Below are 25,448 nucleotides of genomic sequence, written 5' to 3'. Positions count from 1 at the left end.
CTCCTTCCGGGCGTGGCGAAGGTGCGGGCCGGTGCTGCACGGAGTGAAAGCCTTGAAATAGAAGGCTTTCAGCCGATTTCAGCTACCTGGTCCGTAGGACGGACCGCACCGAATGCCGCGCATTGTAGCCTCAAGGTGTAGGACTGGCACCTAGGCGTTTCGATGCGCTGAACGTCGAATCAATCCGATGACCGGTAACAGCCCGACCAAAACCAGGGTCAGTGCCGGCAGCGAGGCCCTCGCCCACTCGCCTTCGCTGGTCATTTCGAAGATCCGCACCGCCAGCGTGTCCCAGCCAAACGGGCGCATCAGAAGGGTCGCGGGCATTTCCTTGAGCACATCGACGAACACCAGCAACGCGGCGCTCAACGTTCCTGGCAGCAATAACGGCAGATACACTTTGAAAAACAGTCGTGGCCCACTGACGCCAAGGCTACGTGCCGCTTCGGGCAAAGATGGCCGTATTCGCGCCAGACTGCTTTCCAGCGGCCCATAAGCCACCGCGATGAAACGCACCAGATAGGCCAGCAACAACGCCGACAGGCTGCCCAGCAGCAATGGCTTGCCGGCGCCCCCCAGCCAACCCGACAACGGGATCACCAGTTCGCGGTCCAGGTAACTGAACGCCAGCATGATCGACACCGCCAGCACCGAGCCTGGCAAGGCGTAGCCGAGATTGGCCAGGCTGATGCCGGAGCGGATCGCGCGGGTCGGGGCCAGACGCCGGGCAAACGCCAGCACTAAAGCAACACTGACGGTAATCAGCGCCGCCATGCCGCCCAGGTACAACGTATGGACGATCAGCCCCGCGTAACGCTCATCCAGGTCAAAGCGCCCGCGCTGCCAGAACCACGCCACCAGTTGAAGCACTGGAATGACGAAAGCGCAGGCGAATATCAGACCGCACCAACTCATGGCCGCCAGCGCCTTGAAACCGCGCAGGTGATACAGCGCCTTGACCCGTGGTCGTTCGTTACTCGCCCGGTTGGCCCCGCGAGCACGGCGCTCGCCGTACAGCACGACCATCACCACCAGCAGCAACAGGCTGGCCAGTTGCGCGGCGGTGGAAAGGCTGAAAAATCCGTACCAGGTCTTGTAGATGGCGGTCGTGAACGTGTCGAAGTTGAACACCGACACCGCACCGAAATCCGCCAGGGTTTCCATCAACGCCAGCGCCACGCCAGCGCCGATGGCCGGGCGCGCCATGGGCAAAGCGACTCGCCAGAACGCTTGCCACGGGGATTGCCCCAGGACTCGCGCCGCCTCCATCAAGCCTTTGCCCTGAGCCAGGAACGCGGTTCGCGCCAACAGATAAACGTAGGGATAGAAGACCAGCACCAGCACCAGAATCACGCCGCCGGTGGAGCGCACGCGCGGCAACCTCAAGCCCGAGCCGAACCATTCGCGCAACAGGGTTTGCACGGGGCCGGCAAAGTCCAACAGGCCGACGAAGACGAATGCCAGCACATAGGCGGGAATGGCGAATGGCAGCATCAGCGCCCAGTCCAGCCAACGCCGACCGGGGAATTCGCAGAGACTGGTGAGCCAGGCCAGGCTAACGCCCAAGAGCGTCACGCCGATACCGACACCGAGTACCAGGGTCAGGGTATTGCCCAGCAGGCGCGGCATCTGGGTATCCCAGAGGTGGGACCAGATTTGATGATCGATGGTTTGCCATGACAACAGCAAAACGCTGAGGGGCAACAGGACCAGCGCAGCGATGGCGAAGACCAGGGGGTACCAGCGGCGTTGGGCGGGGTGGGCCACGTTGAGGTCTCTGAGACGGTTAGTTTGGTGTCTGGGTCAAAATCGGCTCCTTCTAACCCTCCCGAAACGTCGGACCGCCCCAAAGGGGCGAGGGGACTGACCGCGGCGTTTGGTTGAAATCCTGCGACCTGAAATTTCAAAGTCGAACTCAGGATTTGAAAAGCATAAAGATCGGCTCCCTTTCCCCTCTCCCCCGTGGGGAGAGGGTTGGGGTGAGGGGTGGATCTTGAAGCTAACGAAAGAAGACCGACAGACTCAGTTCCAGCCAGCCCGATCCATCATGCGAATCGCTTCAGCCTGACGCTTGCCGGCAATTTCCACAGGCAAGGTATCAGCCACAAACTTGCCCCAACTCGCCACTTCTGCAGAAGGCTGAACCGCAGGGTTGGCCGGGAATTCCTGGTTCACGTCAGCAAAGATCTTCTGTGCTTCAGGCGTGGTCATCCACTCCACCAAGGCCTTGGCCGCTTCCGGGTGCGGGGCGTGTTTGGTCAGGCCGATGCCCGACAGGTTCACGTGCACGCCACGGTCACCCTGGTTTGGCCAGAACAGCTTCACGGCCAGATCAGGCTTCTGCTTGTGCAGACGACCGTAGTAGTACGTGTTGACGATGCCGACGTCGCATTGACCCGCGTTGATGGCCTCCAGCACCGCGATGTCATCCGAGAACACATCGGTGGACAGGTTATTCACCCAGCCCTTGAGAATCTTCTCGGTTTTTTCGGCGCCATGGACTTCGATCATGGTGGCGGTCAGGGACTGGTTGTAGACCTTCTTCGCCGTACGCAGGCACAGGCGGCCTTCCCAGTTCTTGTCGGCCAGACCTTCGTAGGTGGTCAACTCACCGGGTTTCACCCGATCGGTGGAGTAAGCGATGGTCCTCGCCCGCAGGCTCAGGCCTGTCCAGGCATGGGCGGATGAGCGGTATTGCAACGGGATGTTGGCGTCGATCACCTTGGACGTAAACGGTTGCAGGATGCCCATTTGCTCGGCCTGCCAGAGGTTGCCGGCATCGACGGTCAGCAGCAGGTCCGCGGTGGCGTTCTCGCCCTCGGCCTTGATCCGCTGCATCAGCGGCGCTTCCTTGTCGGTGATGAATTTCACCTGCACGCCGGTTTTCGCGGTGTAGGCATCGAAGACCGGTTTGATCAGCTCGTCGATACGCGAGGAGTAAACCACCACCTCGTCAGCGGCCTGGGCAGCGGTGCTGCCAATCAGGGTCAGGGCGAGCGCGGTCAGTAGACGCTTCGGTGCCAACATGGGAGCGATCTCTCGATTGGAAAATTGAAGCCAAATGATATGGACTCACATTTAGCTTCTCAATCGAACTGTTTGTGGAGGAGTTACCAGATGTTGCACAGCTGGAAATTTGCGGTGAATGTTCCGGCCCCATCGCGAGCAGGCTCGCTCCCACAGAGATCTTCAGTGTTCACAAACCCCCTGTGGGAGCGAGCCTGCTCGCGATGGGGCCATCAGACGCAGTGAATATTCAGGCTTTGGCCAACGCCGGCAGATCCCCGGTCAACCCCAGCGCCTCACGCACGAACAGCGCCTTGGCTTCGGGCATTTGGTCGACCATCTTCAACCCGGCATTGCGCAACCAGCGAATCGGCAACGGATCAGCCTGGAACAGGCGCTCGAAGCCTTCCATCGCCGCCATCAACGCCAGGTTGTGGGGCATGCGCCGACGTTCGTAACGGCTGAGCACTTTCACATCCGCCAGACGTTCGCCACGCGTGGCCGCTTGCAACAGCACTTCGGCCAGCACGGCGGCATCGAGAAAACCAAGGTTCACGCCCTGCCCGGCCAAGGGGTGAATGGTGTGCGCCGCATCACCGATCAACGCTAAACCTTCAGCTACATAGCGCTTGGCATGACGCTGGCGCAGCGGTACGCACAGACGCGGGTCGGCGCTGAGCACCTTGCCGAGTCGGCCTTCGAAGGCCCGCTCCAGCTCTTTGCAGAAATCGTCGTCATCCAGCGCCATCAGGTGCTCGGCTTCGCTCGGGGTGGTCGACCAGACGATCGAACACCAATCCTGCTGACCGTCACGCTCCAGCGGCAAAAACGCCAGCGGACCGTTGTCGGTGAAGCGCTGCCACGCGGTCAGTTGATGAGGTTTGGCGCTGCGCACGCTGGTGACAATCGCGTGGTGCAGGTAGTCCCACTCGCGCGTCGCCATGCCGGTCAGACGCCGAACGGCGGAATTGGCGCCATCCGCTGCGATCACCAAAGGTGCGCGCAAGGTGCGGCCATCGGCCAGGGTCAGCAGCCAGTCATCGCCGGAACGACGCATTTGCTCCAGGCGCGCGTTGGCCAACATGCCGAGATCGCAATCGTGCAAGCGGTCGAGCAAGGCGTCCTGAACCACGCGGTTCTCGACGATATGCCCCAGCACGTCGGCATGCACACTGGCTGCCGAAAAATGGATTTGCCCGGTGCCGCTGCCGTCCCAGACCTGCATGTCGGTGTAGGGGCTGCTGCGCCGTTTGGCGATGCCGTCCCAGACGCCCAGACGATCAAGAATCCGCTGGCTGGCAATCGATAAGGCGCTCACTCGCGGCTCGAACGAAGCCTGAGCATCGAAGGGTTTGACGCTCATGGGGCTGCCGTCCAGCAGCAGGACTTCCAGCCCGCTGTCCTGCAACGCCAGCGCCAGGGCGCTGCCGACCATTCCGGCCCCGACAATCAGCAGATCTGCGCGCATTTCCATGCTTTAAGCCTGTCTCGCTTGCGGCTTGAGCCGCCTATAAAGGGATTTAACCAAAGTGCCGGCGCCGAGGTTCGGCAGGTAGAAGCTGCCGAACGTGTTGGCCAGCCACTTAAGCATCGGGACGCGTACCCAAACCCATGGCCTGTCGCGCGAACCAGCGTTTGGCCGGCGGCAACAGGTCCAGCCCGAGCAGACCGATGTTGCGGCCCAGGGAAACCAAGGGTTGAGTACTACCGAACAAACGGGTGACCTGATCGGAGAAACCCACGGTCAGGTTCTGATCCAGACGCTGACGCTCGCGGTAGGCCTGCAAGGTCGCAAAGTCTCCGGGAGATGTTTCGCTGGCCAGCAATGCATCGGCCAGCGCTTGAGCATCACGCAAGGACAGGTTGAAACCTTGCCCGGCAATCGGGTGCAGGCTGTGGGCAGCATTGCCGAGAATCGCCAGGTGCGGACGCACCTGCTCCTCGGCCTCGATCAATGTCAGCGGGTACAAATGCCGCGCGCCAACCTGCTTCAAAGTGCCGAGGCGATAACCGAACACGCCTTGCAACTCGCTGAGAAAGCTCTTTTCATCGAGGGCCGCCAGCCGTTGCGCGTCCATGCCCAATCGGGTCCAGACCAGTGCGCAGCGGTTTTCCGGCAACGGCAACAAGGCCATCGGCCCGTCATCGGTGAAACGCTCGAAGGCCATGCCGTTGTGCGCTTCACTCGGCGTGATGTTGGCGATCAACGCGCTCTGGTTATACGGGCGCTTTTTGATGCCGATCCCCAGTTGCTCGCGCAGGCCGGAACGGCCGCCATCAGCCAGCACCGCAAGCTCGCATTCCAGCGTGGTTTCGTCGTTGAGGGTCAGGCGATAGCCATCGATCAGCGGCTCCATGCGCGTGACTTCCGCCGGGCAACGCCAGCTGATCACGTCCTTGTCCAGCCCCTGCCAGAGGCATTGGCCGAGCCAGGCGTTTTCCACCACATAACCCAGCGCCGGAACGCCCTCTTCCATCGCCGACAATCGCGCGGTGGAGAAGCGTCCACGGTCGGAGACATGAATCTGTTTGATCGGCTCGGCGCGGCGGGAGATTTCCTGCCACACGCCCAGGCGTTGATAAATCTGCTTGGCACCGTAGGACAACGCCGAGGAACGGGCGTCATAGCTCGGTTGATAAGTATCGCCGGGGGCAAACGGCTCGATCAGCACGATCTTCCAGCCACGAGCCTTGGCCCCGGCCTGCAACGCCAACGCCAGGCTGGCGCCGACCAGACCACCACCGATGATTGCCAGATTGACTCGACTCATGCCGCTTGTGTCCGAGCGGCGGCCATCAAGGCCTCGATCTCGGCGACCGTTTTCGGCACGCCTTTGGTCAGGATTTCACAGCCGCTTTTGGTGACCACTACGTCGTCCTCGACGCGCACGCCAATGCCGCGCCATTTCTTCGCTACGTTCTGGTTGCCCGGGGCAATGTAGATGCCCGGTTCCACGGTCAGCGCCATGCCGACTTCCAATACACGCCATTCGCCGCCGACCTTGTATTCGCCAACGTCATGTACATCCATGCCCAGCCAGTGGCCGGCGCGGTGCATGTAGAACGCTTTATAGGCTTCGCTGGCGATCAACTCGTCGACGTCGCCCTGCAACAGGCCCAACTTCACCAGACCGGCAGTAATCACCCGGACTGTGGCTTCGTGGGCCTGATTCCAGTGTTTGTCCGGGGCGATTTCCGCAAACGCAGCTTCTTGCGACGCCAGCACCAATTCGTAGATTGCCTTCTGTTCCGCTGAATACTTGCCGTTGACCGGCCAGGTGCGGGTGATGTCGCTGGCGTAGCAGTCGATCTCGCAACCGGCATCGATCAACACCAGATCGCCGTCCTTGAGCACCGCGTCATTCTGCTGGTAATGCAGGATGCAGCTGTTGCGCCCAGCGGCGACGATCGAACCGTAGGCCGGCATTTTCGCCCCGCCCTTGCGGAATTCGTAGTCGAGTTCGGCTTCGAGGCTGAACTCATGCAGCCCCACACGACTGGCCTGCATCGCGCGGATGTGTGCCTGTGCGGAAATCCGTGCGGCTTCGCGCATCACCTTCACTTCTGCCGCCGATTTATACAGGCGCATGTCGTGAAGCAGATGATCCAGGGCAACGAATTCGTTAGGCGGCTGGGCGCCGAGGTGCGCTTTAGAGCGGATCACGTTGATCCAGTCCATCAGGTGCCGGTCGAATTCCGGGTTGCTGCCCATGGCCGAATACACCCGGTCGCGACCTTCGATCAGGCCCGGCAGGATGTCGTCGATGTCAGTGATGGGGAAGGCGTCGTCGGCGCCAAAGTCGCGAATCGCGCCTTCCTGCCCGGCGCGCAGGCCGTCCCACAACTCCCGTTCGGCATTGCGTTCACGGCAGAACAGTATGTATTCGCCATGCAGACGCCCCGGCATCAAAACGATGACCGCTTGAGGTTCGGGAAAACCGCTGAGGTACTGGAAGTCGCTGTCCTGACGGTAGACGTGCTCGACGTCGCGGTTGCGGATCGCAACGGCGGCGGCGGGCAGGATGGCGATGCTGTTGGGTTCCATCTGCGCCATCAGGGCCTTGCGGCGACGGCTGTATTCCGATTTCGGGATATGAATCATGGGCAGATGGCTTTCCCTTTCACGCGATTAATGCAACGACGGTTTGGCGGCAGCCGGCGCGTCCGGCTTTTTGTTTTCGGTGAACAGCAGCAGCGGCGCGACGCGCAGGTACTCCATCACTTCCATGTAATCGCTTTCGCCGTCGTCGGACTCTTCCAAGGCGTCTTGCACCTGCGAAATAGCCGCCAGGTCCTGAAGCACTTCGGTGGCCTCGGTGCTCAGCATGCTGCTGTCACGGCAGTTCAGGCCGAAACCGCTGAGGAAACCCTGGCACCATTGGCCCAGTGCAGCGGCGCGGTCGGCCAGTGGTTCGTCATCGGTCGGCAGCAGCAGAACGACGGTCACGTCGTCGCCGGTGAGCTCGCCCTTGACCATCTCCTGCAAGCCGATCAAGGCGTTGCGGACATTATCCTGCGGCTCGCTTTCGAGCAGCTCGGCGGCATCGATCAGCCAGCCTTCGGCATCGAAACCGGCTCCGGCGCAACTGCGGCCGAGCAACAGGCCATGCAGTTCGGCAGGCGAGACGTTATGACCGCTGGAAGTCAGCAGTTTGGCGAAGGCTTGGTACGGGGAATTCTGAATGGGCATGGGCAGCTAGGCGCCAGACGGCGCTATGTCTAGAATGAAGGCCTGTATCCTACATCGACAGACTCGCCAAGACTATTAAAGGCTGTCCGCCAGCTACCACCCATCTGACACATTTTCAGTGGACACAATGGAAGACACCGACCTGCAAGCGCTGATGGCCAGACTCGAACTGCTAATTACCCGCGTCGAGCAACTAAAGAGTCAAAACGGACTCCTATTAGCTCAGGAAAAGACCTGGCGCGAGGAACGCGCTCACCTCATTGAAAAGAACGAAATCGCCCGGCGTAAGGTCGAATCAATGATTTCGCGCCTCAAGGCCCTGGAGCAAGACTCATGAGTTCAAGCAATAGCGTTACCGTGCAGATCCTCGATAAAGAATATTCGATCATCTGCCCCCAGGAAGAGCGCAGCAACCTGGTGAGCGCCGCCCGTTACCTGGACGGCAAAATGCGCGAAATCCGCAGCAGCGGCAAAGTCATCGGCGCCGATCGCATCGCCGTGATGGCCGCCCTGAACATCACCCACGATCTCCTGCACAAGGAAGAACGCCCGGATGTACAGGCCAGCGGCTCGACCCGTGAGCAGGTTCGCGACCTGCTGGATCGCGTCGATCTGGTGCTCGCAACCGATCCGGACGTCACCAAGGGCTGAAACGCGAAACCGCTTGGGGTATACTCGCATCACTCCCTGGGGTGCTTGCCAGTTGACCACGTCCCTGAGCCGATTCGCACTACCCTGGAAGTTGCACGTTGGGCTGGTGTGCATGTCCGCTAGACGGAAAGCCTTAAAGCCTACTGCATCTTCCACCTTGAACTTTCGGGTTCAAGGGCTAAGTCAGCAGCGGTTCATCCGGGGAGCCTGATTCCAGTCCGATGCCGGTTTAAATACCGGCATCGGCTTTTTTACGGGTACGCTTTATGTACTTACCCTTCTGAAGCCCGAATCCATGACCGAACCTGCGCTGCTGCCCCGCCCGCAACTTCGACGCATGCTGCGCAAGGCCCGCCGCGCACTGACGCCCAGTCAGCAACGCCAGGCCGCTCGCGGGCTGTACAAGCAATTGGCCCAGCAACCGCTGTTTCGCCGCGCAAAACATATTTCCCTGTATCTGCCCACCGACGGTGAAATCGACCCGCGTGTTTTGCTGCGTGCCGCTCAACGCCGGGGCAAGGCAACTTATCTGCCGGTGCTCAGCGCCTGGCCACGAACCAAAATGGTGTTCCAGCGAATTCGCCCCGGCGAGAAGCTGAAACCCAACCGGTTTCGTATTCTCGAACCCATGCACAACCTCGCCCGGCAACGCAAAGTCTGGGCGCTGGATCTGGTGTTGCTGCCGCTGGTGGGGTTTGACGATGTCGGCGGACGTCTTGGGATGGGCGGTGGTTTCTACGACCGGAGCCTGGCGTACCTGGCGCGGCGCAAAAACTGGCGCAAGCCGACGCTATTGGGGCTGGCCCATGAATGTCAGAAGGTCGAACGATTGGCTCAAGCGAGCTGGGATGTGCCGTTACAGGGAACGGTGACAGACAAGGCGTGGTATTTCGCCGGCTAGACGCCACTGGAATCAGCGGCGTCCGAAGACAGTTTCAGCGTTTGAAGGCCGATGGCTGTTGTTGCTGCGCGATTTCGATCGGAGCGTCGGTCTTGTTGCTCCACAGGCTTTGGGCATAGCCAGTGGTCACGACGCCGAGGCCGAACAAAATAACCAAAATCCATAGTAAATCCGGTTTGCGTTTCATCGATTGCCCCCCAAAGGCACATCAACACGATGACAGCAGCGGTTTCCGTTGTAGGTGTAGGCCGTGCAGCAGCGTCAAGCTTAGAAGGCCGGCATTTTGCGACAACGTGAACCGACACGCAAACGCTGGCGTCAACCGACCGTCGGTTTGTCATAAAATTCCCTGACAACTTGCCCACCCACTTCGCAAGGAGCAAAAACCATGGCTTATTGGCTAATGAAATCCGAGCCCGACGAACTCTCGATCAAGGGCCTGGAGACGTTTGGCAAGGCGCGCTGGGACGGGGTTCGCAACTACCAGGCACGTAATTTTCTGCGGGCCATGGCGGTGGGCGACGAGTTTTTCTTCTATCACTCCAGCTGCCCCGAACCGGGGATCGCCGGGATCGGGAAGATCGTCGAAGCCGCGTATCCGGACCCGACAGCGCTGGAGCCGGAGAGCCCTTACTACGATCCCAAGGCCACGGCAGAGAAAAACGCCTGGAGCGCGATCGATGTGGCCCACGTCGAAACGTTCACGAAAGTCCTGAAACTCGATTACCTGAAACAACAAACAGCGCTGGCCGAGATGCCGCTGGTGCAGAAAGGCTCGCGACTGTCGGTGATGCCGGTGACGGCCGAGCAATGGGCGGCGGTGCTCGATTTACGTTAAATACAGCAGAACCACCCGGTCACCCTCTTTTCTGCGCCGAACAGGGTTAGGCTTGGCCCACAGTTGACTGGTATCAACGCGCCTCGGCGCTCGATCAACCAGACTAGGACGCAACAGCCGCAGGATGCCCGCATGTCTACGCACAGTCGCTCTTCGATTTTTTTCGCCAGCGCTTTAATGGTACTGCTGCTGGCCGCCGGTGGTTTTGGCTACTGGAAGTCGATGCATGACCGGTTGCCCGAAGGTTTGTATGTCGGCAACGGCCGTCTCGAAGCCACCGAAGTGCAGATCGCCAGCAAGACATCGGGGCGACTGGCAGAGGTGCTTGTCGATGAAGGCGACAAGGTCACCAAGGGCCAATTGCTGGCCCGCATGGACACCCGCACCCTTGAAGCCCAACGCAACCAGGCTGAAGCTGAAGTGTTGCGCGCCCGGGAAAACCTCAACGCAGCACAAGCCAACGTGCAATTGCGCCAGAGCGAGCAACTGCTGGCCCAGCAGGAACTCAAGCGTTCTCAGGAACTGTTCAAACACGGTTTCGTCAGTGGCCAGATTATCGATCAACAGCAGGCGCGCCTCGACACCGGCGTCGCTTCGGTCGCCGCGTCTCGGGCCCAGGTATCGGCCGTTGGCGCGGCGATTGGTGCGGCACAAGCCCAAGTCGCGATGTTGACCAGCGAAATCGACGACAGCAGTTTGCGAGCGCCTATCGACGGAGTGATCCAGCTGCGCATGGCCGAACCCGGTGAAGTATTGGGTGCTGGCGGACGCGTATTACTGCTGATCGACCCGAACGATCAATACATGAACCTCTACCTCCCGGCCTCCGTGACTGGACGCCTGGCGGTGGGCGATGAAGCGCGGATTTTGCTCGATGCCCTGCCCGACCGCCCACTGCCGGCGAAAATCAGCTTTGTGGCAGCCAAGTCGCAATTCACCCCCAAAGAAGTCGAGACCCGCGATGAGCGGCAAAAACTGGTGTTCCGCGTCAAGCTACACCTGACGGACCCCAGTGCCATGCCGCAGGCCAAACCCGGCATGCCCGGCGCCGGCTATGTGCGCACCACTTCCGTTGCCTGGCCGGCCAATCTGCAATGACCGGCCAGGCGGTTCAAGCGACCGGCATCAATCATCGCTACGGCAAACAACAGGCGCTAAGTGACATCACGTTCAGCCTGCCCGCCGGAACCCGTTGCGGGTTGATCGGCCCCGATGGCGCTGGCAAATCGAGCCTGCTGGGGCTGATCGCCGGGGTAAAAACGCTGCAGCAAGGCCAGCTGGAGGTGCTCGGCGGCTCGATCCAGGATCGCCGCCATCGCAACACCCTCTACGCGCGCATCGCTTTCATGCCCCAAGGCCTGGGGGGCAACCTTTACCCCGAGTTGTCGATCAGCGAAAACATCCACTTTTTCGCCACCCTGTTCGGCCTGTCAAAAGCTGAATGCGATCAGCGCATGCACAATCTGTTACTGGCTACCGACCTGTTGCGCTTTGCCGACCGCCCGGCCGGCAAACTGTCCGGCGGCATGAAGCAGAAGCTGGGCCTGTGCTGTGCGTTGATCCATGAGCCGGATCTGCTGATCCTCGATGAACCGACAACCGGCGTCGATCCCCTGTCCCGTCGGCATTTCTGGGAACTGATTGACGATGTGCGGCGCCAGCGTCCACAACTGACACTGCTGGTTGCCACCGCGTATATGGAGGAGGCCGAGCAGTTCGAGCATTGCCTGATGCTCGATGGCGGCAAGCTGATTGCCACCGGGTTAAGCAAGGAATTACGGGCAGTCACAACCAGCGGCAAACTCGACGAAGCCTTCACCCACTATCAGGGCGACAGCAGCCACGACAATCAGCCTCTGATGATCCCGCCTCGAACCGGCACCACCACCGATATCGCTATCGAAGCCCACGATCTGACCCTGCGCTTCGGCGACTTCACTGCTGTAGACAAGGTCAGTTTTGCCATCGGTCGTGGCGAAATCTTTGGCTTCCTCGGTTCCAACGGCTGCGGCAAAACCACCACGATGAAAGTGCTCACTGGGCTGATACCCGCCAGTGAAGGCAGTGCCACGCTGCTAGGTAACCCGGTGAATGCCAAGGACCTGGCCACCCGCAAACGGGTCGGGTTCATGTCCCAGAGCTTTTCGCTGTATGGCGAACTCAGCGTGCGGCAGAACCTGGACTTGCACGCGCGCCTGTTCGATTTGCCCACAACCCAAAGCACACAACGCATCGATGAGCTGATCCAGCGCTTCAATCTGGGCAGCGTTTGCGATCAGCAGTCCGGGGCGCTGCCTTTGGGCTTGCGCCAACGCCTGTCCCTGGCGGTGGCGGTGTTGCATCGCCCGGAAGTATTGATCCTCGACGAACCGACTTCCGGCGTCGACCCGGCGGCGCGGGACGACTTTTGGCGACTGCTGATCGAGTTGTCCCGTGAACAAGGTGTGACCATCTTCCTCTCCACCCATTTCATGAACGAAGCCCAACGTTGCGATCGCATCTCGTTGATGCACGCCGGTAAGGTACTGGCTTGCGATACACCGCCAGCACTGCAACAACAGTTCAAGGGCGAAACACTGGAAGCTGCATTTGTCACTTGCCTGGAGCAAGCCCAGGACACCCCTGAACCACCGAAACCTCCAGAGCCTGCGAATGCGCCCGTCATGCCGGCCATGCCCAAGAAAGATCGCGGCTTCAGTCTCGGCCGCCTGATGGCGGTGGCGAATCGTGAGGGCAAGGAACTGCTGCGCGACAAAGTGCGGATGGCCTTTGCCCTGCTCGGGGCGATTTTCATGATGGTGATCTTCGGCTACGGCATTTCCCTGGACGTAGAGAAACTCGCCTTCGCCGTCTACGATCAGGACCAGACGCCACAGAGCCGCGCGTATCTGGAAGCCTTTCGCGGTTCTCGGTACTTCGACGAACAACCCTCTATCCGCGATGCCAAAGAGCTGCATCGCCGCCTTCAGCGCTCTGAAATCAAACTGGCACTTGAGATTGCGCCGGGTTTTGGCCGGGACTTGTACGCCGGGCGTCAACCGGCCGTGGCTGCCTGGCTCGATGGTGGCATGCCGTTTCGCGCCGAGACCAGCCGCAACTACGTCGAGGCCGTGCACCTGGCCAATATTGAACAACTGGCCGAACAGAGCAGCCCCGCGCTGAACCGCCAAGCAGCCGCCCGACTGGAAACCCGCTTCCGCTACAACCAGGACGTTGTCAGCGTCAACGCCATCGGCCCCGGCGTCATGGCGCTGATCCTGGCGTTCATCCCGGCAATGCTGACAGCGCTGGGCATCGTACGGGAGAAAGAACTGGGTTCGATCACCAACTTCTACGCCACGCCGCTGACACGACTCGAATTCCTGCTGGGCAAACAGGCACCGTATCTGGCAATCAGCCTGATCAACCTCGCGGTGCTAGCCGCGATGAACCGGTGGCTGTTCGGTGTGCCGTTCAAGGGCAGCTTCCTGACCCTGACCTTTGGTGGACTGCTTTATGTGCTGGCAACTACCAGCATGGGCCTGTTGATCTCGGCGTTCACCCGAACCCAGATCGCAGCCATCCTCGGCACCATGATCATCACCAGCTTGCCGACCATCCAGTTTTCCGGGCTGATCGTGCCGCGCTCGTCCCTGGAGGGTGCGGCATCCGTGATGGGCATGCTGTTCCCCGCGGGTCACTTTCTCGATATCGCGGTAGGCACTTTCACCAAGGCCCTGGATATACGGCAGCTTTGGCCACAATGTCTGGCGCTGTTCGGGTTCTTTCTCGGGTTCACCGGGCTCAGCCTGGTCATGCTGAAAAAGCAGGAGGCCTGATGCACAAGCTCGCGCACATCCTGCGCCTGGGTCTCAAGGAACTCACCAGCCTGCGGCACGACAGCGTCCTGCTGCTGTTCCTCTTCTACGCCTTCACGGTGGCGATCTATATGCCGGCTGCCGGTTCGGTGATCGGCGTGCATAACGCCAGCGTGGCTATCGTGGACGAAGATCACAGCCTAGTGTCGCGACAACTGGCGCAGGCGCTGCAACCGCCGGAGTTTCAACGCCCGGTCTTGCTGCCTTATGGGCAACTCGATCAGGTCATGGACAGCGGCCAGTACACGTTTGTGATCAATGTGCCGGCGAACTTTCAGACGGATTTGTTGGCTGGTCGCCAGCCTGCCATGCAAGTGAATGTCGACGCCACGGCCATGAGCCAGGCGTTCATGGGCGCGGGTTACATAGGGCGGATTTTCCAGCGCGAATTGTTGAATTACAGCGGCCAGAGCGATGTGGCGAGTAAAGCGCCAGTCCTGCTGACCACCCGCTCGCTGTTCAATACGAATCTGGAGGGCGGCTGGTTTCTGGCCGTCATTCAGATCGTCAACAACATCACCATCCTCGCCATCATCCTGACCGGCACGGCACTGCTGCGCGAACGCGAACACGGCACCCTCGACCATTTGCTAGTGTTGCCGCTGACAGCGCTGGAAATCATGCTGGCGAAAATCTGGAGCAACATGCTGGTGGTGGTGCTGTGCACCTGGCTGTCGCTGGAAGTGATCGTCAAAGGCGCGCTCGGCGTGCCACTGGCCGGCTCGATGACCTTATTTTTGCTGGTGACTGCGGTTTATCTGTTCGCCAGCACAGCCCTGGGAATATTCCTCGCGACCCTCGCCCGCTCGACACCGCAGTTCGGCTTGTTGGCGATTCCGGTAATTATCCCGATGTTGCTGCTCTCTGGCGGCAGTACGCCACTCGACAGCATGCCGCAATGGCTGCAATGGGTCATGCAGGGGTCGCCATCGACGCACTTCGTCAGCCTCAGCGCCGCGATATTGTTTCGCGACGCCGGGCTGAGCGTGGTCTGGCCGGACTTACTGGCGCTCACGGTCATTGGGCTGCTGTTCTTTGCGATTGCGCTGATGCGGTTTCGCAAGAGTCTGGCGTCCTGAATGCAGGAGCACGGCTTGCCGGCGATGGCGGTCCTTGTGGGGGGCGCTATCGCGAGCAAGCTTTGCTCCTACGGATCCAGCATTACTGGATGATCAGGTTGTTGAACAACAGATCCTCAACCACCGGGCTGCCGGTTTCGTCGTTCATGATTTGCTGGGTCTGCTTAAGGGCTTCCTGACGCAGCTTTTCCTTGGCCTCGACGTTGTTCATCGCTTCAGTGGTCTGCTGGGCAAACAACGCCACCAGTTGATTACGAATCAACGGCTCATTGGCTTTCACCAGTTTGGTCGCCTCATCACCGGTTACTCGCAACGCCACATCGGCCTTGTAGACCTTGAGCTTCGGCGTCCCGTCCAGCCCGTAGTTGCCCACGAACGGCGGGCTCAGGGTGATGTAATTGACCTTCGGCGCTGCACCTTCTTTGGCTTCTTCGGCCATCGCTGCCACAGGCAGAGACAGGGCCAGTAACAACATGATCCACGCTTTCACAATTCGCTCCTTATCCGGTTTGCGGCCTAGCATAACGACCCGCCGCTCAAGCACAAGCTTATGGCTGACTATCAGGGCCGGGCATGCTCGTTGACCCATCGACTCACACACCTACACTTATCGGCCATCACTCCCAAAGGAATAGCCCTGATGAAAGCCGTGCTGTGCAAAGCCTTCGGCCCTGCCGAATCGCTGGTGCTGGAAGACGTCGCCAGTCCTGTCGCGAAGAAGAATGAAATCCTGCTGGACGTGCACGCCGCCGGGGTGAATTTCCCCGACACGCTGATCATCGAGGGCAAATATCAGTTCAAGCCGCCCTTCCCGTTTTCCCCGGGCGGCGAAGCGGCTGGCGTAGTCAGCGAAGTAGGCGAAAAGGTCAGCCACCTCAAGGTCGGCGACCGGGTCATGGCGCTGACCGGCTGGGGCAGTTTCGCCGAACAGGTCGCGGTGCCGGGCTACAACGTGCTGCCCATTCCGCCATCGATGGATTTCAACACCGCCGCCGCGTTCAGCATGACTTACGGCACTTCGATGCACGCGCTCAAGCAACGGGGCAACCTGAAACCGGGTGAAATCTTGCTGGTACTCGGCGCTTCCGGTGGTGTCGGTCTGGCCGCTGTAGAAATCGGCAAAGCCATGGGTGCCCGGGTGATCGCCGCCGCCAGCAGCGCCGAAAAACTCGCAGTGGCCAAAGCCGCCGGTGCCGATGAGTTGATCAACTACAGCGAAACCAGTCTCAAGGACGAAATCAAGCGCCTGACCGATGGCCAGGGCGCCGATGTGATCTACGACCCGGTCGGCGGCGATCTGTTCGACCAGGCCATCCGCGCCATCGCGTGGAACGGCCGTCTCCTGGTAGTCGGCTTCGCCAGCGGACGCATCCCCGAACTCCCTGTGAACCTCGCACTGCTCAAAGGTGCAGCGGTGGTGGGTGTGTTCTGGGGCTCGTTCGCCCAGCGCCAGCCTCAAGACAACGCGGCGAACTTCCAGCAATTGTTTGGCTGGTTTGCCGAGGGCAAGTTGAAACCGCTGGTGTCGCAGGTGTATCCACTGAGCAATGCGGCACAGGCAATCAATGATCTCGGCCAGCGCAAAGCGGTTGGGAAAGTGGTGGTTCAGGTTCGCTGAGCCCAATGAAGCGGTCTGGACTTCAACATCAAGTTGTCAGGCCGCTTACTTCCCATCCAATCGAAGGACATTTCCCAAAGCCTCGTCCTACCCTGGAGCGAAATGCGGCATGAAGACCTGCAAGTAACGCTTCCTACAACGCCCTACAGTTATACCTGAGCGACATGTTCATAAAAGAACATGCAATCTCCAACATTTCCGCTATTTGACCAATGCGAACCGGTGCTATTTTCGGTAACGAAACTGTAACATTCGCATCCGCAGTCAAAACAAGAAATCTGGAGCTCTTGAATGTTTGCTTTCTTTCGTCCTGCCGCACATCAGGCTCCATTGCCTGAAGAAAAAATAGACAACACCTACCGGCGCCTTCGCTGGCAGATCTTCGCCGGTATTTTTATCGGCTACGCCGGCTATTACCTGCTGCGCAAAAACTTCTCCCTGGCCATGCCCTATCTGATCGAAGAGGGTTATACCCGCGGCGAACTGGGCTTGGCGCTGTCGGCCATCGCCATTGCCTACGGCCTGTCCAAGTTCCTGATGGGCATCGTGTCCGACCGCTCCAATCCGCGGTTCTTCCTGCCCTTCGGCCTGCTGGTGTCGGCCGGTGTGATGTTCATTTTCGGCTTCGCGCCCTGGGCGACGTCCAGCGTGACCATCATGTTCATCCTGCTCTTTATCAATGGCTGGGCTCAGGGCATGGGCTGGCCACCGAGTGGGCGGACGATGGTGCACTGGTGGTCGCAGAAGGAACGCGGTGGCGTAGTGTCCTTGTGGAACGTGGCGCATAACGTCGGTGGCGGCCTGATCGGCCCGCTGTTCCTGCTCGGCATGGGCTTGTTCAATGACTGGCACGCAGCGTTTTACGTGCCGGCGGCGGTCGCCATGGCGGTGGCGGTGTTTGCCTTCGTCACCCTGCGCGACACCCCGCAATCGGTGGGCCTGCCGCCCATCGAAAAGTACAAGAACGACTACCCGGAAGGCTACGACGCCAGCCACGAAGAAGAATTCAGCGCCAAGGAAATCTTCGTCAAATACGTGCTGCGCAACAAAATGCTCTGGTACATCGCCCTGGCCAACGTCTTCGTCTACCTGTTGCGCTACGGCGTGCTGGACTGGGCACCGACCTACCTCAAGGAAGCCAAGGGCTTCACCGTGGATAAGACCTCGTGGGCCTACTTCTTCTACGAATGGGCAGGTATTCCGGGCACGCTGCTCTGTGGCTGGATGTCGGACAAGATCTTCCGTGGCAACCGTGGCCTGACCGGCATGGTGTTCATGGCTTTGGTGACTGTTGCGACCCTGGTGTATTGGCTCAACCCGGCCGGCAACCCGACAGTCGACATGATCGCGCTCATCTCGATCGGCTTCCTGATCTACGGCCCGGTGATGTTGATCGGCCTGCAAGCGCTGGAATTGGCACCGAAGAAAGCCGCCGGTACGGCTGCGGGCTTCACGGGTCTGTTCGGTTATCTGGGTGGTTCGGTCGCGGCCAGTGCAGCGATGGGCTACACCGTGGACCACTTCGGCTGGGATGGCGGTTTCATCTTGCTGATCGGCGCGTGCCTGCTGGCGATGGCCTTCCTGGCGCCGACGCTGTGGCACAAACAAGTCGCCAGTCAGAGCCGCGAAGCAATCGCCTGATCGGCCGTTGATTTGCAGCGCTTGAGCCGCGCCTCCAGATTCCGGTCTGGCATGGCGTGGCTACGCAGGGCGTGGGCGGTCTGCTCGACATAATCGCGAGTGGTGCCGTAACGCCCGCAAGCGTTTTCGAACACGTGGCTCAGCACGTGATCCGGCAAGTTGCCCGCATAGCTGGGCAGATGCCGCTCCAATACAAACCCCAACGCCTGAACCTGACTTCCGTCTTCAAGACGGCAGTTGAGCCAGTGTGGGCGATAGGACGGGAATGGCATTTCGCGCTGCCAAAGTGCGTAAAGAGAGGCTTCAAGTTGTTCTTCAGGCAAGCGATAGGCGAAGCCGCTGCAAGAACCACCGCGATCCAGGCCGAACACCAGCCCAGGCACTTCGGGTGTGCCGCGATGTTCGTGGGACCACAAATACAAACCGCGATGGTAGCCATGCACACGACCCCGCACTCGCTCCACCGCTGCACATTCAGGACGCCAGATCAGCGAACCGTAAGCGAACAGCCACACCGGCCCGCCCTTGTGGCGCGCCATCGTCGACTGCATTGAGCTGAGCAATTGTTCGTGCGTGAGCTGCGGCCCCAGATCGAGCTGCGGAGGGTAAGCCAGATTCAAAAAAGCAGATTCAATGGCGCTCATGGCGATTAGCGTTCAGCTCCCCGCGGGTGAAGAATTACTTAATAGAACGCACCGCTGTAACAATAAGGCACATATGTTTTAAGGCAATTTAAGTGCCATGGCACAGTTCATAACTATTTGCCTGGATGACATATAACCTACCGGTATTTATATAAATCTATAAATACCGATCGGCTATATAGGGAGTTATAACGAATAAGATCGAGGATCAAAATCGCGAATCAAAATCGCGGATCAAGATCGCGGCGCGTACGCAAATACATCCGCGCGCATTTGATGAGCATCCATCCCGGCTTCGACCAAAGCATCCAGCGTGCCGTAGACCATGGCCGGAGAGCCGCTGGCGTAGACATGCAAGGGTTTCAGATCCGGGAAGTCCTCGCACACCGCCTCATGCAACATGCCGCAGCGCCCCTGCCAGCCGCATTGATCGCTGACCACTTTATGCAGGAACAGATTGGGCAGTTTCAGCCATTCATCCCAATGTTCGATGGCATAAAAATCTTCAGGACGACGCACGCCCCAATACAGATGCACCGGATGTTTGAAGCCCGTGGCGCGGCAATGTTCGATCAGGCTATGGATCTGGCCCATGCCGGTGCCCGCGGCAATCAGCACCAGCGGACCGTCCGGCAGTTCCGCCAGGTGGGTGTCGCCGAATGGCATTTCGATTCGCACCATCAGGTTGCGTTGCAACTGGTCGATCAGGCTCAGCGCACTGCTTTCGCGCGCCAGCACATGAATTTCCAGATCACGCCCGCCATGCGGAGCCGAGGCCAGGGAGAACGCGGATTTCTCACCGTTCTCGCGCTCGATCATCAAGTACTGACCGGCGTGATAACGCGGCGGCTTGCCGGCCGGCGCTCGCAGTCGTACACGCCAGGTATCGCCGCCGACGTCCCTGCATTCAATGACCTGACACGACAAGCTGCGCACCGGCAATTCTCCCAGCGCGAGCACGCCATCCCACAGCACGATGCAGTCTTCCAGCGGCTCTGCAATGCAAGTGTAGAACTCGCCATGGTCGCGCACACCGCCTTCCTGTTCGACGCGCCCTTCCACCAGCAGTGCGGCGCACACGTGGCAATTGCCGTTTCGACAGCTTTGCGGGCATTCATAGCCCAGACGCCGTGCGCCATCGAGAATCCGCTCGCCGGGCAGAATCTGTAGCACTGCTCCGGAGGGCTGCAAGGTTACACGCATCAATCTATTCCTAACTGATTCCAGATGGCATCGATCCGCTGGGTAACGGCTTCGTCCTTGACGATCACCCGGCCCCACTCGCGAGTGGTTTCGCCCGGCCATTTATTCGTGGCATCGAGCCCCATCTTCGAACCCAGGCCGGAAACCGGCGAGGCGAAGTCCAGGTAATCGATCGGCGTGTTGTCGATCATCACCGTGTCGCGCTTGGGGTCCATGCGCGTGGTGATGGCCCAGATCACGTCGTTCCAGTCGCGTGCGTTGATGTCGTCATCACAGACGATAACGAACTTGGTGTACATGAACTGTCGCAAAAACGACCAGACACCGAGCATTACCCGCTTGGCGTGGCCCGGATACGACTTCTTCATGGTCACGATGGCCATGCGGTACGAGCAGCCTTCGGGCGGCAGGTAGAAGTCGGTGATCTCGGGGAACTGCTTCTGCAGGATTGGCACGAACACTTCGTTCAGCGCCACGCCGAGAATTGCCGGCTCATCCGGCGGACGGCCGGTGTAGGTGCTGTGGTAGATAGGTTTGATGCGGTGGGTGATGCGCTCGACGGTGAACACCGGGAAGCTGTCGACTTCGTTGTAGTAACCGGTGTGGTCGCCGTACGGGCCTTCATCGGCCATTTCGCCCGGATGGATCACGCCCTCAAGGATGATCTCGGCGGTGGCCGGCACTTGCAGGTCATTGCCACGGCACTTCACCAGTTCGGTGCGGTTGCCGCGCAGCAGACCGGCGAAGGCGTATTCGGAGAGGCTGTCCGGCACAGGCGTCACCGCGCCGAGAATGGTCGCCGGGTCGGCGCCCAGCGCCACGGACACCGGGAATGGCTGGCCGGGATGCTTCTCGCACCACTCACGGTAATCCAGCGCGCCGCCACGGTGACTGAGCCAGCGCATGATGACCTTGTTGCGGCCGATCACTTGCTGACGGTAGATGCCGAGGTTCTGGCGATCCTTGTTCGGACCTTTTGTGACGGTCAGGCCCCAGGTGATCAGCGGGCCGACGTCGCCCGGCCAGCAGGTCTGCACCGGCAGCATCGCGAGGTCGACGTCGTCGCCTTCGATGACCACTTCCTGGCACACCGCGTCTTTGACTACCTTCGGTGCCATGGCGATGATCTTGCGGAAGATCGGCAGCTTGGACCAGGCATCTTTCAGGCCTTTCGGCGGCTCGGGTTCCTTGAGGAACGCCAGCAGCTTGCCGATCTCGCGCAATTCGCTGACCGCTTCTGCGCCCATGCCCAGCGCCACGCGCTCGGGGGTGCCAAACAGGTTGCCGAGCACCGGGATGTCATAACCCGTGGGCTTTTCGAAAAGCAGGGCCGGACCTTTGGCACGCAGGGTGCGGTCGCAGACCTCGGTCATTTCGAGCACTGGGGACACCGGAACCTGGATGCGCTTGAGTTCGCCGCGCTTTTCCAGACCGCTGATAAAGTCGCGCAAGTCGCGATACTGCATGCGTGAGCCTCGTGTTGGCCGTGCCGTTCGGGGGTGGCAGTTTAGCGCCGAACCCCTCTGTTCAGAACCACGAACTGGCAATTGATCAAAAATCAGATAGCAAAAAGCCGGGTTTCCCCGGCTTCTTGGCCTTATCGACTTACTTGCGTTTCATCGACAGGAAGAACTCATCGTTGGTCTTGGTCGTTTTCAGCTTGTCGACCAGGAACTCGATGGCAGCGATTTCGTCCATCGGGTGCAGCAGCTTGCGAAGGATCCACATGCGCTGCAACTCGTCGTCGGCGGTCAGCAACTCTTCGCGGCGGGTACCGGAACGGTTGATGTTGATGGCCGGGAAGACGCGTTTTTCAGCGATGCGACGATCCAGCGGCAGTTCCATGTTGCCCGTGCCTTTGAATTCTTCGTAGATCACTTCGTCCATCTTCGAGCCGGTTTCAACCAGCGCGGTGGCGATGATGGTCAGCGAACCGCCTTCTTCGATGTTGCGCGCGGCGCCGAAGAAACGTTTCGGTTTCTCCAGGGCGTGGGCATCGACACCACCGGTGAGTACTTTGCCGGAGCTCGGGATCACGGTGTTGTAGGCGCGAGCCAGACGAGTGATGGAGTCGAGCAGGATCACCACGTCCTTCTTGTGTTCGACCAGGCGCTTGGCCTTCTCGATCACCATTTCGGCAACCTGCACGTGGCGGGTTGGCGGCTCATCGAACGTCGAGGCAACCACTTCGCCGCGCACGGTGCGCTGCATTTCGGTCACTTCTTCCGGACGTTCGTCGATCAGCAATACGATCAGATGAACTTCAGGATTATTACGCGCGATGTTGGCTGCGATGTTCTGCAGCATGATGGTTTTACCGGCTTTCGGCGGTGCAACGATCAGACCGCGCTGGCCTTTGCCGATCGGGGCGCACAGGTCGATGACACGACCGGTCAAGTCTTCGGTGGAACCGTTGCCGGCTTCCATCTTCATGCGCACGGTCGGGAACAGCGGGGTCAGGTTCTCGAAGAGAATCTTGTTTTTCGCGTTCTCGGGACGATCGTAGTTGATCGTATCGACCTTGAGCAGCGCGAAATAACGCTCGCCTTCCTTTGGAGGACGGATCTTGCCAACGATGGTGTCACCGGTGCGCAAGTTGAAGCGACGGATCTGACTCGGCGAGACGTAGATATCGTCTGGGCCGGCGAGATAGGAAGCGTCAGCGGAGCGAAGGAAGCCGAAGCCGTCCTGGAGAATCTCCAGCACGCCATCACCGGAAATTTCCTCGCCGCTTTTAGCGTGCTTTTTGAGCAGGGAGAAAATCACGTCCTGCTTGCGCGAACGGGCCATATTTTCTATGCCCATCTGTTCGGCCAATTCGAGCAGTTCGGTAATCGGCTTTTGCTTGAGTTCAGTCAGATTCATATAGGAATGACGTAATCATTTATGGAGGGGGGGAAATTAAGCTTTTGGCTTAATGAGGCCGCGCCGCAGAGAAGGCGACAGGATCGCGTACTTATTCGAAAAGGAGTGCGTCGGCGACGGCTAGCAGGGGGCAGTGGAGAAACCAGTGCGGGGCCGAATGTACCACCTGAGTTTCGGAGCGTCTAGCCCTCAATAACGAAAAGGCCCCGCGATGTGCGGGGCCTTTTTGATGACACTTTAAACGACGCTTAGATGTTGGCGTCGAGGAAAGCAGCCAGTTGCGACTTCGACAGCGCGCCAACCTTGGTCGCTTCAACGTTGCCGTTCTTGAACAGCATCAGAGTCGGGATACCACGCACGCCATGCTTGGCCGGAGTTTCCTGGTTTTCGTCGATGTTCAGTTTGGCAACAGTCAGCTTGCCTTTGTAGGTTTCAGCAATTTCGTCCAGAACAGGAGCGATCATTTTGCAAGGGCCGCACCATTCAGCCCAGTAGTCGACCAGTACAGCGCCTTCGGCCTTGAGGACGTCGACGTCGAAGCTAGCGTCGGTGACGTGTTTAATAAGATCGCTGCTCATGGAAGTCTCCAGGTTGTAAGCAAAAAAACGTGGCCCATCATAGCTGCCCTTCCCTCGTTCAGGAAGGTGCAGATGATTGAGTCTCGCTATGGTGCCGCATGAGTTTGGGTATAGCTCAAGTCACGAGGTGGCGGGAGCGACGAAGGCAATTCCAGTGCGCAGTGCCGCGTTACGCACATGTTCGTGCATGGCCTTCTGTGCTGCGCCGGACGCCCGCCGGGCCAGTGCGCGGAGGATTTTGCGGTGCTCCTGCCAGGTTTCCATGGCCCGCTCGGCCCGGATGAACGGTAACTTTTGGCTCTCTAGAAAGATGTCGGCACTGGCGGTCAGGATGCTCAGCATCGCTTGATTGCCGCTCGCCAGCAGGATGCGCCGGTGAAACTCGAAATCCAGTCGCGCCGCGGCCTCGAAGTCGCCGGCCTTCAATTCGACGCGCATGGCGGCGACGTTATCTTCCAGTGCATCGAGCTCGTGAGTACTCAGGGTCACCGCCGCCAAACCGGCGGCAAAACCTTCCAGGGCGTAGCGCAACTGGAAGATGTCCAGCGGCGAGGCCTGGGCCGCGAACGGCCAACTCAGCCCCGCATCACCTCGCGGCAAATCAACCGGTGACTGCACGAACACGCCTTTGCCCGGCTGGATGCTGATCACCCCCAACGCACTCAATGACGACAACGCTTCACGCAGCGACGCCCGACTGACCCCCAATTGCACCGCCAGATCCCGTTGCGAGGGCAAGGCATCGCCCGGGCCGAAACCTTGCTCGGTGATCAGTTTACGGATGGCTTGCAGCGCCACTTCAGGTACGGCGCGGGAGATCGAGTTCATGGTTTTTCAGACGAACCAGGCCAATGAGCGGTTAGTTGTAAAGCTATTCGCGACGCCCGGCAAGTCGTGCCCCATGGGGGTTCGGAGATTTTCATGGATGCGCTATCGGGGTGCGAAACCATGCACGACTGTTCAGACCAGTAAGACCGAAAGACTCCAGCAAAACCGTGGCCTTGCGCCCCAAAAACCCGATATTGGCACGGCCCATGCTCTGTCGATCCGCAGAATTCACTTCTCGCCGATTCGGAGATTTGCCATGACCCAGCGTTACAGCGCCCTCCTCGCAGCCCTGTTTGCCAGCCTGATGCTGAGCCAGGCGCCCGCCCACGCCGACGGTCTGGAGGATGTGGTCAAGCGCGGCGTCCTCAAGGTGGCCGTGCCCCAGGACTTCCCGCCCTTCGGTTCGGTCGGCCCGGACATGAAACCGCGCGGCCTTGATATCGACACCGCCAAGCTGCTGGCCGACCAACTCAAGGTCAAACTCGAGCTGACGCCGGTCAATAGCACCAACCGCATTCCGTTCCTGACCACCGGCAAGGTCGATCTGGTGATCTCCAGCCTCGGCAAGAACCCCGAGCGCGAGAAGGTTATCGACTTCTCCCGTGCCTACGCGCCGTTCTACCTCGCCGTATTCGGCCCGCCAGACGCCAGCATCAAAAGCCTGGACGACCTCAAGGGCAAAACCATCAGCGTCACCCGTGGCGCCATCGAAGACATCGAGCTGACCAAAGTCGCGCCCGAAGGCGTGACCATCAAGCGCTTCGAAGACAACAACTCGACCATCGCCGCCTACCTCGCAGGGCAAGTTGACCTGATCGCCAGCGGCAACGTGGTGATGGTGACCATCAGCGAGCGCAACCCGAAACGCATTCCGGCGCTGAAAGTGAAGCTCAAGGATTCGCCGGTCTATGTCGGCGTGAACAAAAACGAGCCGGCGTTGCTGGACAAGGTCAACCAGATCCTCGCCACCGCCAAGACCGACGGCGCGCTGGAGAAGAACTCCCGGACCTGGCTCAAAGAGCCGCTGCCGGCTGATCTCTGATCGTCGT

At 59.8% G+C, this 25,448-nt stretch carries 24 protein-coding genes and 1 other RNA gene; 11 read left to right on the top strand and 14 right to left on the bottom strand.

What is annotated here, in order from left to right; translation table 11 throughout:
* Nucleotides 1–150: 150 nt before the first annotated feature.
* The 6 genes from IB252_RS13005 to IB252_RS12980 form a co-directional block, all read right to left on the bottom strand.
* Complete coding sequence (locus IB252_RS13005; protein WP_192409009.1) at nucleotides 151–1,767, bottom strand: ABC transporter permease; 1,617 nt, start codon at nucleotides 1,765–1,767, stop codon at nucleotides 151–153.
* A gap of 255 nt (nucleotides 1,768–2,022) precedes the next feature.
* Nucleotides 2,023–3,027 (bottom strand): extracellular solute-binding protein, encoded by a 1,005-nt coding sequence (locus IB252_RS13000; protein ID WP_192409007.1) that lies wholly within the window; start codon nucleotides 3,025–3,027, stop codon nucleotides 2,023–2,025.
* A gap of 229 nt (nucleotides 3,028–3,256) precedes the next feature.
* On the bottom strand, nucleotides 3,257–4,474 hold the full coding sequence (locus IB252_RS12995; RefSeq protein ID WP_192409299.1) for a 2-octaprenyl-3-methyl-6-methoxy-1,4-benzoquinol hydroxylase: 1,218 nt from the start codon (nucleotides 4,472–4,474) through the stop codon (nucleotides 3,257–3,259).
* A 115-nt stretch (nucleotides 4,475–4,589) separates the two neighbouring features.
* Nucleotides 4,590–5,777, bottom strand: a complete 1,188-nt coding sequence (ubiH, locus tag IB252_RS12990) for a 2-octaprenyl-6-methoxyphenyl hydroxylase (protein ID WP_008150378.1) — start codon at nucleotides 5,775–5,777, stop codon at nucleotides 4,590–4,592.
* On the bottom strand, nucleotides 5,774–7,108 hold the full coding sequence (gene pepP, locus IB252_RS12985; protein WP_192409005.1) for a Xaa-Pro aminopeptidase: 1,335 nt from the start codon (nucleotides 7,106–7,108) through the stop codon (nucleotides 5,774–5,776). The genes ubiH and pepP overlap by 4 nt, the downstream gene beginning before the upstream one ends.
* Nucleotides 7,109–7,135: 27 nt before the next feature.
* Entirely contained in the window at nucleotides 7,136–7,696 is a 561-nt protein-coding gene (locus tag IB252_RS12980; RefSeq protein WP_008150369.1) for a YecA family protein, read from the bottom strand.
* A 127-nt stretch (nucleotides 7,697–7,823) separates the two neighbouring features.
* On the opposite strand from IB252_RS12980, the gene IB252_RS12975 reads away from it, so the two are divergent.
* From IB252_RS12975 to IB252_RS12960, 4 genes are all read left to right on the top strand, one after another.
* Nucleotides 7,824–8,033 (top strand): TIGR02449 family protein, encoded by a 210-nt coding sequence (locus IB252_RS12975; protein ID WP_007982902.1) that lies wholly within the window; start codon nucleotides 7,824–7,826, stop codon nucleotides 8,031–8,033.
* Nucleotides 8,030–8,347, top strand: coding sequence for a cell division protein ZapA (locus IB252_RS12970; RefSeq protein ID WP_007942435.1), 318 nt, complete (start codon nucleotides 8,030–8,032; stop codon nucleotides 8,345–8,347). Before IB252_RS12975 ends, IB252_RS12970 begins: the two co-directional genes overlap by 4 nt.
* A 30-nt stretch (nucleotides 8,348–8,377) precedes the next feature.
* Nucleotides 8,378–8,556: non-coding RNA, 6S RNA (ssrS, locus tag IB252_RS12965), on the top strand.
* Nucleotides 8,557–8,642: 86 nt separating this feature from the next.
* Complete coding sequence (locus tag IB252_RS12960; RefSeq protein WP_111448358.1) at nucleotides 8,643–9,248, top strand: 5-formyltetrahydrofolate cyclo-ligase; 606 nt, start codon at nucleotides 8,643–8,645, stop codon at nucleotides 9,246–9,248.
* Nucleotides 9,249–9,282: 34 nt separating this feature from the next.
* Here the strand turns inward: IB252_RS12960 and IB252_RS12955 are convergent, their stop codons facing one another.
* Nucleotides 9,283–9,435 carry a hypothetical protein gene (locus IB252_RS12955; RefSeq protein WP_008024268.1) on the bottom strand — a complete coding sequence of 51 codons (153 nt, stop codon included), beginning with the start codon at nucleotides 9,433–9,435 and terminating at the stop codon, nucleotides 9,283–9,285.
* Nucleotides 9,436–9,636: 201 nt separating this feature from the next.
* On the opposite strand from IB252_RS12955, the gene IB252_RS12950 reads away from it, so the two are divergent.
* The 4 genes from IB252_RS12950 (at nucleotide 9,637) to IB252_RS12935 (ending at nucleotide 15,022) form a co-directional block, all read left to right on the top strand.
* Nucleotides 9,637–10,086 (top strand): EVE domain-containing protein, encoded by a 450-nt coding sequence (locus IB252_RS12950; protein WP_192409003.1) that lies wholly within the window; start codon nucleotides 9,637–9,639, stop codon nucleotides 10,084–10,086.
* Between the two features lie 132 nt (nucleotides 10,087–10,218).
* Entirely contained in the window at nucleotides 10,219–11,184 is a 966-nt protein-coding gene (locus IB252_RS12945) for an HlyD family secretion protein (RefSeq protein ID WP_192409001.1), read from the top strand.
* Nucleotides 11,181–13,904 (top strand): ribosome-associated ATPase/putative transporter RbbA, encoded by a 2,724-nt coding sequence (gene rbbA / locus IB252_RS12940; RefSeq protein WP_192408999.1) that lies wholly within the window; start codon nucleotides 11,181–11,183, stop codon nucleotides 13,902–13,904. The genes IB252_RS12945 and rbbA overlap by 4 nt, the downstream gene beginning before the upstream one ends.
* Nucleotides 13,904–15,022 carry an ABC transporter permease gene (locus tag IB252_RS12935; protein ID WP_111448354.1) on the top strand — a complete coding sequence of 373 codons (1,119 nt, stop codon included), beginning with the start codon at nucleotides 13,904–13,906 and terminating at the stop codon, nucleotides 15,020–15,022. The genes rbbA and IB252_RS12935 overlap by 1 nt, the downstream gene beginning before the upstream one ends.
* Nucleotides 15,023–15,104: 82 nt before the next feature.
* On the opposite strand, the gene IB252_RS12930 is transcribed toward IB252_RS12935, so the two are convergent.
* A complete protein-coding gene (locus tag IB252_RS12930) occupies nucleotides 15,105–15,512 on the bottom strand; it encodes a flagellar basal body-associated protein FliL (RefSeq protein WP_111448353.1) in 408 nt (135 codons plus the stop codon).
* Nucleotides 15,513–15,662: 150 nt separating this feature from the next.
* Between IB252_RS12930 and IB252_RS12925 the strand changes: the two genes are divergently transcribed.
* Together IB252_RS12925 and glpT are read left to right on the top strand one after the other, a co-directional pair.
* Nucleotides 15,663–16,640 (top strand): NADPH:quinone oxidoreductase family protein, encoded by a 978-nt coding sequence (locus IB252_RS12925; RefSeq protein WP_192408997.1) that lies wholly within the window; start codon nucleotides 15,663–15,665, stop codon nucleotides 16,638–16,640.
* Nucleotides 16,641–16,931: 291 nt separating this feature from the next.
* Entirely contained in the window at nucleotides 16,932–18,281 is a 1,350-nt protein-coding gene (glpT, locus tag IB252_RS12920) for a glycerol-3-phosphate transporter (protein ID WP_192408995.1), read from the top strand.
* Here glpT and IB252_RS12915 read toward each other — a convergent pair.
* The 6 genes from IB252_RS12915 to IB252_RS12890 form a co-directional block, all read right to left on the bottom strand.
* On the bottom strand, nucleotides 18,257–18,925 hold the full coding sequence (locus IB252_RS12915; RefSeq protein ID WP_111448350.1) for a gamma-glutamylcyclotransferase: 669 nt from the start codon (nucleotides 18,923–18,925) through the stop codon (nucleotides 18,257–18,259). The two genes, glpT and IB252_RS12915, sit on opposite strands and share 25 nt — an antisense overlap.
* 234 nt (nucleotides 18,926–19,159) lie before the next feature.
* Nucleotides 19,160–20,128 (bottom strand): CDP-6-deoxy-delta-3,4-glucoseen reductase, encoded by a 969-nt coding sequence (locus tag IB252_RS12910; protein WP_192408993.1) that lies wholly within the window; start codon nucleotides 20,126–20,128, stop codon nucleotides 19,160–19,162.
* Entirely contained in the window at nucleotides 20,128–21,594 is a 1,467-nt protein-coding gene (ubiD, locus tag IB252_RS12905) for a 4-hydroxy-3-polyprenylbenzoate decarboxylase (RefSeq protein WP_008150342.1), read from the bottom strand. The genes IB252_RS12910 and ubiD overlap by 1 nt, the downstream gene beginning before the upstream one ends.
* A 139-nt stretch (nucleotides 21,595–21,733) precedes the next feature.
* Entirely contained in the window at nucleotides 21,734–22,993 is a 1,260-nt protein-coding gene (gene rho, locus IB252_RS12900) for a transcription termination factor Rho (RefSeq protein ID WP_007942421.1), read from the bottom strand.
* Nucleotides 22,994–23,241: 248 nt separating this feature from the next.
* Complete coding sequence (gene trxA / locus IB252_RS12895; RefSeq protein WP_008150340.1) at nucleotides 23,242–23,571, bottom strand: thioredoxin TrxA; 330 nt, start codon at nucleotides 23,569–23,571, stop codon at nucleotides 23,242–23,244.
* A 120-nt stretch (nucleotides 23,572–23,691) separates the two neighbouring features.
* Nucleotides 23,692–24,399: a FadR/GntR family transcriptional regulator gene (locus tag IB252_RS12890; protein ID WP_111448348.1), complete on the bottom strand. Its 708-nt coding sequence runs from the start codon at nucleotides 24,397–24,399 to the stop codon at nucleotides 23,692–23,694.
* Between the two features lie 256 nt (nucleotides 24,400–24,655).
* Here IB252_RS12890 and IB252_RS12885 point away from each other — a divergent pair, with 256 nt between their 5' ends.
* The gene (locus tag IB252_RS12885; protein WP_033060641.1) at nucleotides 24,656–25,441 is read left to right on the top strand and encodes a transporter substrate-binding domain-containing protein; all 786 of its coding nucleotides are present in this window, start codon (nucleotides 24,656–24,658) and stop codon (nucleotides 25,439–25,441) included.
* Nucleotides 25,442–25,448: the final 7 nt, after the last annotated feature.

The sequence above is a fragment of the Pseudomonas sp. PDM10 genome, from assembly GCF_014852295.1.
In the GTDB taxonomy this organism is placed as follows: Bacteria; Pseudomonadota; Gammaproteobacteria; order Pseudomonadales; family Pseudomonadaceae; genus Aquipseudomonas.
The sequence above is the reverse complement of the archived record's forward strand: the minus strand, read 5'-3'. Positions and strand labels throughout refer to the sequence as shown.